A 17,297-nucleotide genomic window follows, 5' to 3' on the forward strand; every position below is an offset into this window, starting at 1 on the left:
CCGTCGAAGGCAGCGCACCCAAAACGGGAAGCCATATAAAAAAGCTTTCCATCAAACCCCTATGCACAGATTCGAACAGGCTCAGTCCAAATTTGCATGCTGTTTGTGAGCGGAATTACGGCTGAATACTTTCTTGTCTGACCGTGCCCCTCGCTGTTGCCGGCGAGCCGCGACCAGGATGCCCGACGTGTCTTTACGCGTCGCGGTCGCAGGTGCCGGTGGGTCCTGATCGCCACGCGATCCGGATGAAAGCGATCACGCAAATGCAAGAGGGTGCAGCCATGGCATCGATTCCTGAACCGTCGCCGACCGGCGAAACCAACAAACGCAGCTGGCTCGAATCCCACGAGGCCGGCTATCACAAGACACTCGGCAATCGACAGGTACAGATGATCGCGATCGGCGGTGCGATCGGCACGGGGCTTTTCCTCGGGGCCGGCGCGCGACTGCAGGCTGCGGGGCCGTCGCTCGCTATCGTCTACCTGGTGTGCGGCGTGTTTTCGTTCCTGATCCTGCGTGCGCTCGGCGAGCTGGTGATGCACCGGCCGAGCAGCGGCAGCTTCGTGTCGTACGCCCGCGAATTCCTCGGCGAGAAAGCGTCTTTCGTCGCGGGCTGGATGTATTTCCTGAACTGGGCGATGACCGGCATCGTCGACATCACGGCGGTCGCACTCTACATGCATTACTGGACGCCGTTCGCCGGTATTCCGCAATGGATCTTCGCGTTGATCGCGCTCTGCATCGTCGCCACGATGAACCTGATCGGCGTGAAGTGGTTCGCCGAAATGGAGTTCTGGTTTGCGTTGATCAAGGTCGCTGCGATCGTGCTGTTTCTCGGCATCGGCTCCGTGATCCTGGGCACCGGCGGACACGTCGCCGGCCATGACACGGGCATGCACCTGATCACCGACAACGGCGGTTTCTTCCCGCACGGACTGATGCCGGCGCTCGTGCTGGTGCAGGGCGTGGTGTTCGCGTTCGCCGGCGTCGAACTGGTCGGCACGGCCGCAGGCGAATGCAAGGATGCGCGCAAGGTGCTGCCGCGCGCGATCAACAGCGTGATCTGGCGCATTGCGATCTTTTACGTCGCATCGGTCGTCCTGCTCGTCTGCCTGTTGCCATGGAGCGCGTACAAGGCGGGGCAAAGCCCGTTCGTCACGTTCTTCGGCGCACTCGGCGTTCCCGGTATCGGCTCGATGATGAATCTGGTGGTACTGACGGCGGCGCTGTCGAGTCTCAACTCGGGGCTGTATTCGACCGGGCGCGTGCTGCGTTCGCTGTCGATGGGCGGCTCGGCGCCAGCGTTCCTCGGGCGGATGAGCGCGCAATCCGTGCCGTACGCGGGCATTCTCGTGACGGTCGCGATCTACGTGATCGGCGTGCTGCTCAACTATCTCGTGCCGTCGAGCGTGTTCGAGATCGTGCTGAACATCGCGTCGCTCGGCATCATCAGCACGTGGGGGTTCATCATCGTCTGCCAGATGAAATTCCGGGCGGCCGTCAAACGCGGCGAAGTGGACGACGTGCCGTTCAGGATGCCCGGCGCGCCGGTGACATCGTGGCTCACGCTGCTGTTCCTGCTCGGCGTGCTGGTATTGATGGCATTCGACTACCCGAACGGCACGTGGACGATCGCGTCGATTCCGCTGGTCGCACTGCTGCTCGTCGCCGGCTGGAAGTGGTTGAGCGGCCGCGCGCGCCGTGCGTCGCTCAAACCGACGATTCCGTCGGTCACGCTCACGCAGAGCGTCCTCGAAAAAGGCGACAACTAGGCGACGCCCGATAGCGGGTGGCGGCCGTGCAAAGGTCAGGAAAATCCCACGACAACGACATTTATTGTCCGCACTACACTGCAGTTAGCCCCTGCCGCCGTTCAACGCCACCATGTCAGCCACCGCCCTGCAATTCGCGCTGTCCGCCAAGCAGCAGGAAATCGCGTCGCTGCGCCGCGTGGCCGGGCAGATCGAGCTGATCGACCTGCTCGGCCGCCTGATCCACGCGCTGCAGCGCGAGCGCGGCGCGACCAGCATCTATCTGGCGTCGCTCGGCCGGCGTTTCGTCGCGGAACGCGCGGCGGCACGCGACGAATCCGCACCGCTCGTCGCGCAGCTGCGCGAGCGCCTCGATCTGGAACTGTCGCCCTCGCACGGCTCGACGTCGCGCCTGCTGTCGCTGATCGCATGGGTGCTGCTCGACCTGGAATCGCTGGATGTGCTGCGGGAACGGATCGACCGCATCGCGCTGTCCGCGCCGGATTCCGTCCAGGCGTTCAGCACCGTGATCGGCGGCCTGGTGGAGCTGATCTTCCAGCTCGCCGACAGTGCGGCGGATCCGTCGGTATCGCGCATGCTGATCGCGCTCGTCCATGTCGTCGAAGGCGAGGAGGAAGCGGGGCAGGAACGCGCCGTCGGCGCGCACATGTTCGCGGCGGGCGCGTTTTCGGCGGACCAGCAGCAGCGCCTGCTGTATCTGATCGCGGCGCAGGAGCGCAGCCTCGAAGTTTTTGCGAATTTCGCGAGCGCCGAGCAAAACGCATGGCGGGAAACGCGCATGACGGGGCCGTACGTGGCGGCGCTCGAGAAGCTGCGACGCATACTGTGCACGGCGCAGGCGGGCGACGCGCTCGATGCGGGCCTGAGCGAAGCATGGTTCGACGCCGCAAGCGCCCGCATCGACGATCTCTGGCACCTGCAGATCGCGCTGACGCTGCAGGTGAAGGAAACGTGCGACGCGCGGATCGACGACGCGCGTCGGACGCTGCGCGACTCGGAGCGCCTGATGGCGCAGTTGCGGAACAATCCGCCGCCGCATATCCAGGCGCTCGCCCATTTCTTCGCCGGCGATCCGCTGTCGGCGCGCGCGGCGGTTCACGAACTGCCGGAGCGCCTGTCGGGCGCCGATCCGTCGACGCTCGCCAGCCTCAAATCCCTGCTGGAATCGCAATCGGCGCGACTGGCCGGCGCGGAGGTCGAACTCGACGCCGCACGTCGCGCACTCTACGAACGTAAGCTCGTGCAGCGCGCGAAAAACACGCTGATGGCGCGCTTCAACCTGCGGGAGGACGAGGCGTACCGGATGCTGCAGAAAGCGTCGATGGACCGCAATCGGCCGCTGGCCGATATCGCGGAAGACGCGCTGACGTCGCCCGAGCGATTCGTCGACGAGCACGCGCAGCCTTCCGCGCGGCGACGTGTGCAGCGAAGCGCGCCGAAGGCGCCGCGCGACGACGGCACGACCTGACCTGACCGGAGCGCGCGACGCGCCACGCACCGCGGTAGCGCCCACCGCGCGTGCAGGAGGCGCGAATTGCACCGCGCGAGTGCGATTCGCCGCGACCGGCTCGCGCCCGCCGCGCCCTGCATGCCGCGCCCCGCCTGCCTGCGTCGCGATTTCCCCGCCACTGGTATGAAAGTTGCACACGACAGGTTCGTCGGGCTAATGGCGGCCTGACGGTCGCGCCATGTCGAACCATGGCGGACGATCACGTGGATAACAGCGTCCGCGCCGGGCACTCGCATGTCGAGCGAGTGCCCGGCGCGGATTTTTTTTGCCCGTCCAACTTTGCGAGCGCACACCATGGCCTACCTCACGCCCAACGAGTTCGTCACCAAGATGGTCGACGCCGGTGAATCGAAACTGTCGATGTCGACCCGCGATACGCTGATCCGCGCATACATGGCGGGCGCGATCCTCGCGCTCGCGGCCGCATTCGCGGTCAGCATCACGATCAACACCGGCAACGCGCTGGCCGGTTCGCTGCTGTTTCCGGTCGGGTTCTGCATGCTGTACCTGCTCGGCTTCGACCTGCTCACCGGCGTCTTCACGCTCGCGCCGCTCGCGGTGATCGACCGCCGGCCCGGCGCGACCTGGGGCGGCGTGTTCCGCAACTGGACGCTGGTGTTCCTCGGCAATTTCGCGGGCGCGCTGACGGTCGCACTGTTCATGGCGATCATCTTCACGTTCGGCTTTTCGGAGGCGCCGAACGCGATCGGACAGAAGATCGGCGGCATCGGCGAAGCGCGCACGCTCGGTTATGCGGCGCACGGCGCCGCCGGCATGCTCACGCTGTTCGTGCGCGGCGTGATGTGCAACTGGATGGTATCGACCGGCGTGGTCGCCGCGATGATGTCGACGTCGGTTCCCGGCAAGGTGATCGCGATGTGGATGCCGATCCTCGTGTTCTTCTACATGGGCTTCGAGCACTCGGTCGTGAACATGTTCCTGTTCCCGTCCGGCCTGATGCTCGGCGCCCACTTCACGATCGCCGACTATCTGCTGTGGAACGAGATCCCGACGGTGCTCGGCAACCTGGTCGGCGGGCTGCTGTTCGTCGGCGCGGCGCTGTACAGCACGCACTACAAGACCGCGCCGAAACGCGTGCCCGCTGCGCCGGTGGGCGTCGTCGCGCGCAAGGCCTGATCGCCCTGCGACCCTGCGACAGGCCGTGACAGGCCGCCCCGCCGCGTTCGTCGCGCGGCGGGGCGGCATACGTCACTCGACGTTGTCCGTCACGTCCGTCATCCGGATCATGTGCGGGCGCACCGCGTCTTCGTCCGGCGCGCCGCCCGTCGGCTCCGGATGGATCAGCGCTTCGAGCCGAGCCTTCGTCGCGATGAATTCCGGCGTGTTGAACTGCGAATAACCGCGCGGGCGCGGCACCGGCACCTCGATCAGCTCCTGCACTTTGCCCGGATTGGCCTTCAGCACGAGAATCCGGTCCGCTAGCAGGATCGCCTCGTCGAGATCGTGCGTGATGAACAGCACCGTCACGTCGATGTTGCGCCAGATGTCGAGCAGGTGCGCCTGCATCTTCGCGCGGGTCTGCGCATCGAGCGCGCCGAACGGTTCGTCCATCAGCAGGATGCGCGGCCGGTTCGCGAGCGCGCGGGCAATCGCGACGCGCTGCTTCATCCCGCCCGACAACTGGTGCGGATACACGTCCGCGAAGCGCGTGAGCCCGACGAGGTCGAGCCACTGCAGCGCCTCGCGCTCCGCCTCGCCGCTGCTGCTGCCGTTGCGCTTCAGGCCGAACATCACGTTCTTCTTCACGGTCAGCCACGGAAACAGCGTATAGCCCTGGAACACCATCCCGCGATCGGCGCCGGGGCCCTGCACCGGCTTGCCGTCGAGCAGCACGTCGCCGCTCGTCTGCGACTCGAGCCCGGCCAGGATGCGGATCAGCGTCGACTTGCCGCAACCGGACGGCCCGATCACGCAGACGAACTCGCGCCGGTGGGTGCGAAAGCTGATGTCGTCGAGCGCGACCACTTCGCCCTGCGGTGACCGGAAGCGCTTGCCGAGATGGCGCACGTCGAGGATCACGTCGCGCGCCTTCAGGCGTGCGAAGCGTTCGCTCACGGCGTCGGACTGGAGCAGGTAGTCGGGAAGGCTGTGCGGATTCTGCATGATCGTCTCTTCCGAAAGGGTGCGGTAGGTCATCGTCTTCATCCGTCACGCCTTCAGCGTGCGGTCCCATGGAAACAGCCGGCGGCCGAGCAGCGCGAGCACGATGTCGGTCCCGAGGCCGATGATCCCGATCATCAGGATCGCTGCATAGACGTTGTCGAAATGCTGGTAGCGCGCCTGCTGGCTGATGTACCACGTGATGCCCGAACTGGTGCCGACCAGCTCGGCGACGATCAGGTAGGTCCACGCCCAGCCGAGCAGGATCCGCTGGTCGCGATACAGGTCGGGCAGGATGCCCGGCACGACGACGTGCGCGATCAGCCCCGGCTTTTTCGTGCCGAGCGTCAGCGCCGCCTCGAACAGCCCGTACTCGAGCTTGCGCGTGGTGTTCGCGACGATCAGCACCTGCTGGAAGAACGTCCCGATCACGATGATCGCGATCTTCGGCGCATCGTAGATGCCGAGGATCGCCACCATCAGCGCGCCGAACGCCGGTGCGGGCAGATAACGAAAGAACTCGAAGAACGGCTCCTGCAGCCGCGCGAGCGCGCTGAAGGTGCCGCACACGATACCGATCGGCACGCCGATCGCCGACGAGATCACGAAGCCCCAGAAGATGATGCGGATGCTGTGCCACAGGCTTTCGTGCAGCCATACGCCGTCGCGCGAAGCCGGCGGCGTCGTGAACGCCGTGTAGAACGCGCGCAGCACCTGATGCGGCGCGGGCAGGTACACGGGGTTCGCGCGCTCGCCTTCGGGCACGGCCGCATGCGTCGCGCGCGCATGCGCGAGTTCGTCGTCGAACACGGCGCGGTCGACCTGCATGCCGGGCTGGAAATAATCGACGCTGCCGGGGTTCAGGATGCGCACCTGCGGATGCCAGACGTACGGCACGTAGCTGAGCACGCACCAGACGGCGAGCGGCAGCAGGAAGGACGCGACGCCGAGCGTCCACTTGCCGCGGGTCGACAGCTCGCGGCGCACCGCGAGCCAGTCGGTCGTATTGCGGGTCACTGACATGGTGAATCTCCGTATCGTGTTGCTTGCCGGTCGCGGGCGACCGGGCATTCAGCGCGGTGCACCGTTCGCACCGTTCGCACGGTAAGCACGCCAGCCGCCGAAGCGCGTGATGTCGACGGCGCCGTCGAGCGCGGCGGATTCGCAGAGAAAGCCCTGCACCGGCGCGCCGTCCGCGAGCGTCAGCGTGCCGATGCCGAGCGGCGCGCCGATGCCGGCGACGAAGCTGCCGTAGGCCGCGACCGGCATCTCCCAGATCTCGACCGCGATCGCCGCACCGCCTTCCGGCACGCGCACGAGGCCCGGCTTCGCGACGCCGCCCGACACCGCCGCGCTCAATGCGTGGAGGCGGTAGGCCGGCGCGGTGGTCGTCGCGGCGACGAAGCGCGCGCCGCGCTGCGTGAGCTGCCCGTTCAGCGGCTCGCCGCGCAGATGCGCGCCGACGACGGCCACGCGCACGACGCCCGCCGGCGCGGCGAGCGGCAGCGTGATCGCACCGGAACGCTTGTCGCGCGCGGCGGCGTGAGGTTCGTTCGCGCCTGCGCTTGCATGATCGTCGGCATCGACATCGGCATCGGCATTACAAGCGCCCTCGCCCGCCACGGCGTCGCCGTGCTGCGCAGCGACCCACGCGTCAGCCAGGTCGAGCAGCATCGCGTCGTCGTGCGCGCGGCCGACGAACGTGATGCCGAACGGCAAACCCGCATGCGGCCCGGTTTCGCAGACGCCCGCCGGCACCGCGATCGCGGACAGGTCGAGCAGGTTCACGAAGTTCGTGTAATAGCCGAAGCGCGCGTTGACGCCGATCGGATCGGCTTCCAGTTCGTCGGCGGTCGCGGTCGTCGCCGACGTCGGCATCACGATCGCATCGATGCCGTCCCATGCGCAGGCGGCGTCGACGCGCAGCGCGGCGAGCCGGTCGAACGCCGCGAACGCGTCGGCGGCGCTGAACCGCGCCGCGCCGCCGACGATCTCGCGAATCACCGGATGCAGCGCGTCGGGCCGTTCCGCGAAGAACGTGCCGATCGCAGCGCGCCGCTCGGCAACCCACGGCCCTTCGTACAGCAGCCGCGCGGTCGCGAGAAACGCGCTGAAATCGATCTCGACGATTCGTGCGCCGGTCGCGCGCAGGCGTTCGACGGCCGCCTGCCACGCGGCCCGGTACGACGCGTCGCCGAAGAACTCGAGCTGATCGGCACGTGGCATGCCGAAGCGCATGCCGGCGAGCGGCCGGGCGTGCCGAGCATGACAGCCGTCCGCGCCGAGCAACGGCTGCCATGCGCGTCCGTACGGATCGCCGTCGGTCACGCCGTGGGCAACGGCGAACACCGCGCGCGCATCGCCCGGCGCATGCGCGAACACCGACACGCAGTCGAGCGACCGGCACGCCGGCACGACGCCGAGCGTGCTCAGCACGCCCTTGGTCGGCTTGAGCCCGACGAGCCCGTGAAACGCGGCCGGCACGCGGCCCGATCCGGCCGTGTCGGTGCCGAGCGCGAACGCGGCGACGCCGAGCGCGACGGCCACCGCCGATCCCGAGCTCGATCCGCCCGACGCATAACGCGGATCGAGCGCATTGCGGCACGCGCCGTACGGCGAGCGCTGCCCGGACAGCCCGGTCGCGAACTGGTCGAGATTGGTCTTGCCGATCGGGATCGCGCCCGCGGCGATCAATCGCTCGACGACCGGCGCGCTGCGCGACGGCACATACGCGTAAGCGGGGCATGCCGCCGTCGTCGGAATGCCGGCCAGGTCGATGTTGTCCTTGATCGCGAACGGCACGCCATACAGCGGCAGCGCGGCGATGTCGCGTCCGGCCAGCGCATCCGCGTAGCGCGTCATTTCGTCGTGCGTCAGCGGCCGGATCCACGCATGATGCGGATCGCCCGCGTCGAAGTGCGCGGCGATCGCATCGACGAGCGCATGCGGCGTCAGGCTGCCGGCCTCGTACCGCGCGCGCAGCGCGGCGATCGAGCGCAGGTCGGGTAGCGGATGACGATCGATGGGCTTCATGCGACCTCCTCGGCCGCGCCGGCCTTCATCACCATCAGCCGCTGCCCGGCGACGACCGCCGCGCCCGGCACGCAATCGACCGTCTCGATCACGCCGTCTTCCATCGCCACCACGGACACCTCCATCTTCATCGATTCGAGAATCGCGACGACCTGCCCCTCGGTCACCCGCGCGCCGGTTTCGACCAGCACCTTCCATACGCTGCCCGACACGTCGGCGGTAATGCCGCGCTGTGCGTCGGCGAGCGTGTCGCCGGCCGCCGCCGTGCCGGCACCGGCATCGCCCTGCCCGGCTTCGCCCGCATACTCGGCGTGGCCGGCGGCCCGCCAGCGCTCGCGCTCGTCATCGAACGCGGCCTGCTGCATTGTCTTGAACGCGGCGATCGAGTCGGCTTCGTCGCGCAGGAAGCGGTTGTACACGCCGAGATCGAACACGGATTCCTCGATCTTCAGCTCGGCGCGGCCCGCGATGAAATCCGCGCGCAGCTCGGCCAGCTCGGCCTCGCTGACCTCGTAGAAGCGGATCTCGTCGAAGAACCGCAGCAGCCACGGCTTGCCGGGCTCGAACGCGCGCGTCGTCCGGTGACGGTTCCACATCTGCACCGTGCGGCCGACGAACTGATAGCCGCCGGGCCCTTCCATCCCGTACACGCACAGGTACGCGCCGCCGATGCCGACCGCGTTCTCCGGCGTCCACGTGCGCGCCGGATTGTACTTGGTCGTCACGAGCCGGTGCCGCGGATCGAGCGGCGTCGCGACGGGCGCGCCGAGATAGACGTCGCCGAGCCCCATCACCAGGTAGCGCGCGTCGAACACGATGCGCTTCACGGCGTCGATACCGTCGAGGCCGTTGATCCGGCGGATGAACTCGATATTGCTCGGGCACCACGGCGCATCCGGCCGCACCGACTGCATGTAGCGCTCGATCGCGACGCGCGTCGACGGGTCGTCCCACGACAGCGGCAGATGCACGATCCGGTTCGGCACGCGCATGTCGGCGACGTCGGGCAGCTCGCGCTCGGCTGCCTGCAGATGCGCGAGCAGCGTATCGAGCGGCAGCGCGTGCGCATCGAAATGCACCTGCAGCGAACGGATGCCGGGCGTGAGGTCGAGCATGCCGGGCAGCCGGTGCGCGTCGAGCCAGCACATCAGCGCATGCACGCGAAAACGCAGGTTCAGGTCGAGCACGAGCGGGCCGTATTCGATCAACACGTTGCGGTCGCCCGAGCGCCGGTAGACGACGCCGATGCCGTTGCCGGCCGCCGGATCGCGGTACAGCACGCAGTCGTCCGCGCCGTTGGCCGACTCGCCGGACGCCGGCAGCCGCGCGGGCGCCGCAAGCGTCGGAGCGTGCGCAGGCATGGCGGCCACGCGCGCGAACTGCACGGTGTCGCCCGGCCGCAACTGCCCGAGCTTCCACAGCTCGTCGCGCACTACCGTGACCGGGCACACGAAGCCGCCGAGGCTCGGCCCGTCGGGCCCGAGTATCACCGGCATGTCGCCGGTGAAATCGACCGCGCCGATCGCATACGCGTTGTCGTGGATGTTCGACGGATGCAGGCCCGCCTCGCCGCCGTCCGCGCGCGCCCATTGCGGCTTCGGGCCGATCAGCCGCACGCCCGTGCGGCTCGAGTTGTAATGGACCGTCCAGCGCGTGTCGTACAGCATCGCGATGTCGTCCGCCGTGAAGAAATCCGGCGCGCCGTGCGGGCCGTCGAGCACGCCGAGCGTCCATGCGTGCGTCAGCGCGGGCCGGTCGGCTTCGGCGAGCGTCGCGCCGGCTTCGCCGCGCCCCGCGTCCGCATGCAGGTGCAGCACGTCGCCCTTGCGCAGCGCGCGGCCCGCGTGGCCGCCGAACTGGCCGAGCGTAAAGGTCGCCTTGCTGCCCAGGTAGTCGGGCACCTGCAGCCCGCCCTTCACCGCGAGGCACGCGCGCACGCCCGCGCCCGTCACGCCGCCCAGCTTCAGCACCGCGCCGGGCGCCGCGCGCAGCACCTGCCAGAACGGTGCGGGTGCGCCGTCGAGCGTCGCGGCGAGCGGCGCGCCGCCGAGCACGAACAGCGTGTCGGTGTTGAAGCGCAGCGTCGCGCCGACCATCGTGAACTCGAGGCCGGCGGCGTCGCGCGGATTGTCGAGCAGCGCATTCGCGAGATCGAACGCGCGATCGTCCATCGGCCCGGACGGCGGCACGCCGACAGCCCAGTAGCCGATGCGGCCCGGCGTTTGCTGCACGGTCGTCTGCACGCCGCCGTCGAGCACGTCGATCGTGTGCGGCGCGAACGCGAAACGCGACAGGAACGCAGTGGTCTGCGCACCGCGCGCGAACGTGTCGGAACCGGCGATCGCGCGCAGGTAGTCGAGATTGGTCTCGATCCCGTAAAGCTCGGTGGCGGCCAGCGCGTCGCGCAATGCCGCGAGCGCGTCGCGGCGCGTGTCGCCGCGCACGATCAGTTTCGCGAGCAGCGGATCGTAATACGCGCTGACCTCGGTGCCCGCATCGATCCACGTATCGACGCGCACCGTGTCCGGAAACGCGACATGCGTGAGCACGCCCGCGCTCGGCCGGAACTGCTGGTGCGGGTCTTCCGCATAGAGCCGCACCTGGATGCTCGCGCCGCGCGGCGCGACGGCGAGCGTATCGAGCGGCGGCAGGTCGCCTTCGGCCTGCAGGATCATCCATTCGACGAGATCGATGCCGGTCACGGCTTCCGTCACGCAATGCTCGACCTGCAGCCGCGTATTCACCTCGAGAAAATAGCAGCGGCGCTCGCGTGCATCGAACACGAACTCGACCGTGCCGGCCGACGCATAGGCGACCGCACGCGCGAGCCGCACCGCGCTCGCGTGCAGCGCTGCGCGCTCGCCGTCGGCGAGATCCGGCGCGGGCGTTTCCTCGATCACCTTCTGGTTGCGCCGCTGCACCGAGCAGTCGCGCTCGCCGAGCGCGATCACGCCGCCGCGCCCGTCGCCGAAGATCTGCACCTCGATGTGCCGCGCGTGTTCGACGAACTTCTCCAGATAGACGCCCGCATGCGCGAAGTTCGCGCTGCCGAGCCGCACGACGGATTCGAAGGCCGCCGCGAGCTGCGCGGCGTCGCGGCACAGCGACATGCCGATGCCGCCGCCGCCCGCCGTGCTTTTCAGCATCACGGGATAGCCGATCGCATCGGCTTCGACCAGCGCCGTCGCGACATCGGCGAGCAGCCCGGTGCCCGGCAGCAGCGCGACGTCGTGCTCGCGCGCCAGTTCGCGCGCGGTGTGCTTGAGGCCGAACGCGCGCATCTGCGCGCCGCGCGGCCCGATGAAGCGCAGGCCGGCGGCCTCGCATGCGTCGGCGAACTCGGCGTTCTCCGACAGAAAGCCGTAGCCGGGATGCACGGCCTGCGCACCGGTCGCGCGCGCCGCAGCGAGGATCGCGGCGACGTTCAGGTAGCTGTCGGCCGCCGGCGCGGCGCCGACGCAGACGGCTTCGTCGGCGAGCGTCACATGGCGCGCATCGCGATCGGCTTCCGAGTAGATAGCGACCGACGCGATGCCGAGCCGCTTCAGCGTGCGGATCACGCGGCAGGCGATTTCACCGCGGTTCGCGACGAGGACTTTTGTGAATCTCATGTTGCCTCCCGCCGGGCCGCCCCAAGGGGCGTAGCGGGGAATTCGCGGAGCATCGCTCCGCGCCCGCGCAGCCGGCCGGCTTTGCAAAGCCGGCCGTGGACGGCAACCGCCCCCTTGGGGGGCAGCGAACGTGTCGATCCGGAGTAGCGCTTCAGCGCGTACTCCGGTCCCATGCAGCGCAAGTGAGCGTGGGGGTGGTTCATTCAGCCTCCCAGATCGTCAGCCGCACCGGCGTCGGGTTGTAGCCGTTGCACGGGTTGTTGAGCTGCGGGCAGTTCGAGATCAGCACCGTCACGTCCATCTCCGCGCGCATCTCGACATACTTGCCGGGCGCGGAAATGCCGTCCTCGAACGTCAGCCCGCCGAGCGGCGTGACCGGCACGTTCATGAAGAAATTGACGTTGCCGACGAGGTCGCGCTTGGTCAGCCGCGCACCGGTGCCGCATGCACAGTGCGCGATCGCGTTGAGGAAGCTGTCGCGGCAGTTGTGCATGTGGCGCTTGTCGAGCGCGTAGCGCACCGTGTTGCTTTCGGCCGCGCACGCGCCGCCGAGCGTGTCGTGGCGGCCGCAGGTGTCCGCAACGATCGTCACCATCGGATTGCCGAGGCTGGACAGCAGCACGCTGCCCGCGCTCAGGTACAGGTTGCGCTGCTCGCGGATCGTGTCCTGCGCGCTGTAGCGCTCGTCGGGTGCGTCGGTGCGATAGAACAGCGTATCGACGGCCTGGTTGCCTTCGAGATCGAGGATGCGCAGCACCTGCCCGCGCTTCACGTCGTGCAGCCACGGCTCGCCGGCGTTCAGCGTGGTGTCGTAGATCGCGTGCCGCGGGTCGAGGCGGCTTTCAATGATCGGCATGTCGGGGCTCCTTACGCGAACAGTCGGTCGGTGTTGATGAAGCCGCGCGTGTTCTCCGCGCACGCGGTGCGGCACGGATCGTCGTCCGGCGCGGCACCGTCGGCCGGGTAGGCGCGGTATGCGATCAACTTCACGGGTTTCGGCGCATAGGCCGGCTGCGGATCGAGCGGATGCGGCGCGGTCGAGAATGCGGCAAGCGTGTTCATCTCGAAGCGCAGGTCGAACGCGCTGCCGGCCGGCGAGTGGCCCGCGACGAAGTCGAACGACCCGTCGTCGCGCGGCGCGAGCTTGCTGAAGAAATTGACGTTCGCGACGAGGTCGCGCGCGGACAGCCCGTATTTCGCGAGTTCGAGCACGAGGCTGTCGCGGCCGTTGCGGCCGTTGCGGATCATCGCGTTGCGATCGTCCTGATACGACGACGCGCCGTACTTGCGTGCGAACAGCCGCGCATCGCCGATGCCGCCGAGCGGATCGTGCCAGCCGAGCGTATCGGCCGTGATCGATGCGATCACGCGGCCCATGTCCGTGTACAGCGCGTGGCCGCGCGTCAGGTGCGCGGTGTGCTGCGCCTTCAGCGTATCGGCCATGTTGTAGCGTTCGAGCGGATCTTCGTGGCGATGAAACACGGCGGACAGGTTCGCGCCGCCGTCGACGTCGACGATGCGCAACGCAAGGCCGCGGCGCAGGATGCCGGACCAGTGGGTTCCGGCGGGAATGACCGTTTCCCACACGACGTGCGGCAACGGGACAAGCGGGGCTTGGGGGCTCGGCGACATGGCGGCTCCTCGGATCGGTTGGACAAAAGGCGTGAGAGGGCGACCGAACGACATCGCGACCTCCCGGGCTTTTGTCCCTCCGTGGAGCCTCGCCGGATCCTCGCTACAAGGCAGGCGGCAAGACCGGATTGCTCTCGGACCAGGCATCGCGCGGCGTGTGACGCCGTGCGACCGGAACCCTAGCGATCCTGAAGATGATGCAAATTGCTTCGCACCTCTCGGACGGTGAATAAGCGAGTTGCGTGCCAGCGCGTGCATCCGGGCACGCGCGGCCCCGTTCGGCGGGGCATGCGCGGGCGAACGGCGCGCCATGCACGCGCATCGGCCCGCCCTCCCGTTGGGCAGCGCGCGCACCAGACGAACGCGGCCGGCACCAGCGCGGGGCAGCCGTGGGCCGGCAATACGCACGCGCACCGCGTCCGCTCGCAATGGCACGGCCATTGCTGAATACGCGCACCGTCACTCTGTCCACCGACCGCTCATGAACAAACTCGACCTGCTTCGGCGCGCGCTGGCCGCGCTGTTCTCCGTGCGTTTCATCGAACTGCAGCGTGCCGCGCGCCGTCGCTGAACGGCGCGTTTCCGACGCACGTCAGCCGCCGGATCACACCGCTGGCATGCTTCTCGCTGGCTCCGGTGTCGAGAGGTGCGGCGGTGTCGCATCTTAGGGATGCTAGGGTTCCGGTTCGTCGAACGTCTGGTCCGAGAGCAGCCCGGTGTCGGTGCGTACGGTCGTCTGACCGTGCGCGCATGACGCTACACGGCGGGACAAAAGCCCGGGAGATTGGCGATGGCGACGGCCGTCGCGCCTCTCCGTGGCCGGTCGTTCGTCCCGCATCCGCAGGAACCGGTCACGCGGCCGGATCGCGCATGAGCGCGACCCGTGCCGACGATCCACATCCCGGTCTCCTGGAGAAAACGATGACCCGCCTCGCCTCGCCGTTCCGCCGCCTGCTGTCCTCCCGGCGCTTCCGTTCCGTCCGTCATGCGCTTGCCGCCGTCGCCGTCACGACGTCGCTGTTCGCCGCGCCCGCCGCGCAAGCGGCTCCACCGCTGAAAATCGGCTACAGCGACTGGCCCGGCTGGGTCGCGTTCCAGGTCGCGCTCGACAAGGGCTGGTTCAAGGAAGCCGGCGTCGACGTCGATTTCGAATGGTTCGATTATTCGGCGTCGCTCGACGCGTTTTCCGCGGGCAAGCTCGACGCGGTTGCCGTGACCAACGGCGATGCGCTCGTCACGGGCGCGTCCGGCGCGAAGAACGTGATGATCCTGCTTACCGACTATTCGGCCGGCAACGACATGATCATCGCGAAGCCGCCGCTGCGGACCGTCGAAGGCCTGAAGGGCAGGAAGGTCGGCGTCGAGCTCGGGCTCGTCGATCACCTGCTGCTCGAAACCGCGCTGCAGAAGCACGGGCTGAAGGACGGCGACGTCACGCTCGTCAACGCGAAGACCAACGAACTGCCGCAGGTGCTCGGCGCGTCGTCCGACATCGCGGCGGTCGCGGCGTGGCAGCCGAACGCCGGCGAGGCGCTGAAACGCGCGCCGGGCGCGCGCGCGATCTTCACGTCGGCGGATGCGCCGGGGCTGATCTACGACGCGATCACGGTGACGCCGACCAGCCTCGCCGCGCGCCGGGCCGACTGGGCGAAGGTCGTCAAGGTCTGGTATCGCTGCGTGGCCTACATCAACGATCCGAAGACACAGGCCGACGCGGTGAAGATCATGTCCGCCCGCGTCGGCCTCGCGCCGGCGCAATATCTGCCGCTGCTGAAGGGCACGCACCTGCTCGATGCCGCGGCAGCGAAGCAGGCGTTCCGCAAGGGCGACGGCCTCGATTCGATCTACGGATCGACCCGCAACGCGAACGCATTCAACGTGCGCAACGCGGTCTACAAGCAGTCGCAGGACATCGACGCGTATATCGATCCACGTCTCGTCGATTCGCACTGAAGGCGGCGGGTCGTCCGGCTCGGGTCGAGCGTGCTCGGCCCGGTCGGCGGCGCGTTCCGGCAACGCGGCGCGCGGGGAGCGTCGCCGCGTATGTCGCGGTGCTGTTCGCCGTCGGCCTGGCGGTGGCGCCTCGGACGACGCGAGCAGCACGCGCACGGTGAATGCCGAAGCGCGTCGGGTACCGCTTCGTCCCGAAGCCGTGCTGCTTTCCGTTGCGCGTCTCGGTACTCAATTACGCCACGCGCGCCGCCTTCGCGAGCTCGATCGCGAACCACACGGCCCGCCTGGCGACCGCGATTTCCCGTCAAGCGCTCCGTGAAATATCGGTTCCGTATCGTGCGGGCCGCATTGCGCGCACCTTGATGGCACATGTATCGACACTATAATTTTTGAAGGTGGATTCGCATTCGAACGGTCGGTCATCCCGATCTAATCGGGAAAAGGGAGCGCATAGCCGTCGCCCTCCCGTCCGGCCTCCGGTTCGGTAAAGTACGATGGTTGACCCCTCCCCCCGATTCCCGCTGCACCCACGTCGGCCGGAGTCTCCATCGTCAACCGGGTGCAAGCGCAGGAGCCACGCATGCAGGACACCCCGCCCGTTATCGACAATCACCTGCTTGCCGCGCTGCCGGAAAACGAGCACGCCCACCTCGCCGCACACCTGACGCTCGTCGACATGCCGTTGGGGAACGTGCTGTACGAGTCGGGCGGCCAGCTTCATCACGTCTATTTTCCGACCACGTCGATCGTGTCGCTGCTGTATGTGATGGAGGACGGCTCGTCCGCTGAAATCGCGATCGTCGGCCACGAAGGCATGATCGGCGTATCGCTGTTCATGGGCGGCGAAACGACGCCGAGTCGCGCCGTCGTGCAAAGCGCAGGGCAGGCCTACCGGCTCGACGCGGGCATCCTGAAAGAAGAATTCCGGCGCGGCAACGCGATGCAGCGCCTGCTGTTGCGCTATACCCAGGCGCTCATCACGCAGATGGCCCAGACCGCGGTATGCAACCGGCATCACTCGATCGATCAGCAGCTGTGCCGCTGGCTGCTGCTCAGCCTCGACCGCCTGCCCTCGAACGAACTGCGCATGACGCAGGAACTGATCGCCAACATGCTGGGCGTGCGCAGGTCGGGTGTGACGGAAGCGGCATTGAAGCTGCAGGACGCGGGCCTGATCCGCTACAACTACGGCCATATCGAGGTGCTGGACCGGCCGGGGCTCGAAAAGCGCGTGTGCGAATGCTACAGCGTGGTCAAACGTGAATTCGATCGCCTGCTTCCCGATCTGAAGCGACTCTAGCCGCCACTGCGCCGCATCGTACCGGCCTTTCCCGCAGATGCCGTTGACGCCCTCGAATTCGTGGAAGCGGAGGATCGACACCTTGACGCTATCGGCGCGACGGATCTTCCCGACATCGGCTCATCCCGCTACCCAGTAATGCGTCCGGTTGTAGTACTGGTGAAGCGACATTCCCCACTGCGATTGCGTCATCACCGGCCAATGCTCGTCGTCGAAGCCCGGGGTACCCTTGACATGCGCACCGGTCACATCCAGATGGAAACACTTGTCGCCGGTATCGTATTTCATCAGATGCTCCGAGAAACCCCGTCCTTCAGGGCGGGGAGGAAAGGAGCGCCGCTGTTTGACAGCGGCATTCCAACGTT

At 67.8% G+C, this 17,297-nt stretch carries 12 protein-coding genes and 2 riboswitches; of the genes, 5 read left to right on the forward strand and 7 right to left on the reverse strand.

Translation table 11 applies throughout. The annotated features are described in order from the left end of the window. Positions 1–281: 281 nt before the first annotated feature. The 3 genes from ansP (at position 282) to GD429_RS16335 (ending at position 4,419) form a co-directional block, all read left to right on the forward strand. Entirely contained in the window at positions 282–1,772 is a 1,491-nt protein-coding gene (gene ansP / locus GD429_RS16325) for an L-asparagine permease (protein ID WP_152857874.1), read from the forward strand. Positions 1,773–1,884: 112 nt separating this feature from the next. Beyond that, complete coding sequence (locus GD429_RS16330) at positions 1,885–3,240, forward strand: nitrate regulatory protein (RefSeq protein ID WP_152857876.1); 1,356 nt, start codon at positions 1,885–1,887, stop codon at positions 3,238–3,240. A 336-nt stretch (positions 3,241–3,576) separates the two neighbouring features. Further along, positions 3,577–4,419: a formate/nitrite transporter family protein gene (locus tag GD429_RS16335; protein ID WP_152857878.1), complete on the forward strand. Its 843-nt coding sequence runs from the start codon at positions 3,577–3,579 to the stop codon at positions 4,417–4,419. Between the two features lie 72 nt (positions 4,420–4,491). Here the strand turns inward: GD429_RS16335 and GD429_RS16340 are convergent, their stop codons facing one another. The 6 genes from GD429_RS16340 to GD429_RS16365 form a co-directional block, all read right to left on the reverse strand. Beyond that, the gene (locus tag GD429_RS16340; RefSeq protein WP_152858056.1) at positions 4,492–5,406 is read right to left on the reverse strand and encodes an ABC transporter ATP-binding protein; all 915 of its coding nucleotides are present in this window, start codon (positions 5,404–5,406) and stop codon (positions 4,492–4,494) included. A 45-nt stretch (positions 5,407–5,451) separates the two neighbouring features. Next, entirely contained in the window at positions 5,452–6,426 is a 975-nt protein-coding gene (locus GD429_RS16345; RefSeq protein WP_152857880.1) for an ABC transporter permease, read from the reverse strand. Positions 6,427–6,474: 48 nt separating this feature from the next. Continuing rightward, the gene (gene atzF / locus GD429_RS16350) at positions 6,475–8,436 is read right to left on the reverse strand and encodes an allophanate hydrolase (protein ID WP_152857882.1); all 1,962 of its coding nucleotides are present in this window, start codon (positions 8,434–8,436) and stop codon (positions 6,475–6,477) included. Next, positions 8,433–12,047, reverse strand: a complete 3,615-nt coding sequence (gene uca / locus GD429_RS16355; protein ID WP_152857885.1) for an urea carboxylase — start codon at positions 12,045–12,047, stop codon at positions 8,433–8,435. Before uca ends, atzF begins: the two co-directional genes overlap by 4 nt. A 199-nt stretch (positions 12,048–12,246) precedes the next feature. Next, a complete protein-coding gene (locus GD429_RS16360; RefSeq protein ID WP_111020604.1) occupies positions 12,247–12,903 on the reverse strand; it encodes an urea amidolyase associated protein UAAP2 in 657 nt (218 codons plus the stop codon). An 11-nt stretch (positions 12,904–12,914) separates the two neighbouring features. Continuing rightward, positions 12,915–13,679 carry an urea amidolyase associated protein UAAP1 gene (locus GD429_RS16365; protein WP_152857887.1) on the reverse strand — a complete coding sequence of 255 codons (765 nt, stop codon included), beginning with the start codon at positions 13,677–13,679 and terminating at the stop codon, positions 12,915–12,917. Positions 13,680–13,737: 58 nt separating this feature from the next. Next, positions 13,738–13,873, reverse strand: a riboswitch (guanidine-I (ykkC/yxkD leader). Positions 13,874–14,341: 468 nt separating this feature from the next. After that, a riboswitch (guanidine-I (ykkC/yxkD leader) is annotated at positions 14,342–14,464 on the forward strand. Between the two features lie 136 nt (positions 14,465–14,600). Between GD429_RS16365 and GD429_RS16370 the strand changes: the two genes are divergently transcribed. Then, positions 14,601–15,632 carry an ABC transporter substrate-binding protein gene (locus GD429_RS16370; RefSeq protein WP_152857889.1) on the forward strand — a complete coding sequence of 344 codons (1,032 nt, stop codon included), beginning with the start codon at positions 14,601–14,603 and terminating at the stop codon, positions 15,630–15,632. 580 nt (positions 15,633–16,212) lie between these two features. Next, complete coding sequence (locus GD429_RS16375) at positions 16,213–16,932, forward strand: Crp/Fnr family transcriptional regulator (RefSeq protein ID WP_152857891.1); 720 nt, start codon at positions 16,213–16,215, stop codon at positions 16,930–16,932. A gap of 120 nt (positions 16,933–17,052) precedes the next feature. Here the strand turns inward: GD429_RS16375 and GD429_RS16380 are convergent, their stop codons facing one another. Then, on the reverse strand, positions 17,053–17,220 hold the full coding sequence (locus GD429_RS16380; RefSeq protein ID WP_227791663.1) for a hypothetical protein: 168 nt from the start codon (positions 17,218–17,220) through the stop codon (positions 17,053–17,055). Positions 17,221–17,297 lie beyond the last annotated feature (77 nt).

Origin of the sequence: Burkholderia sp. BE17 (assembly GCF_009362305.1) — a bacterium.
In the GTDB taxonomy this organism is placed as follows: Bacteria; Pseudomonadota; Gammaproteobacteria; order Burkholderiales; family Burkholderiaceae; genus Burkholderia; species Burkholderia pyrrocinia_C.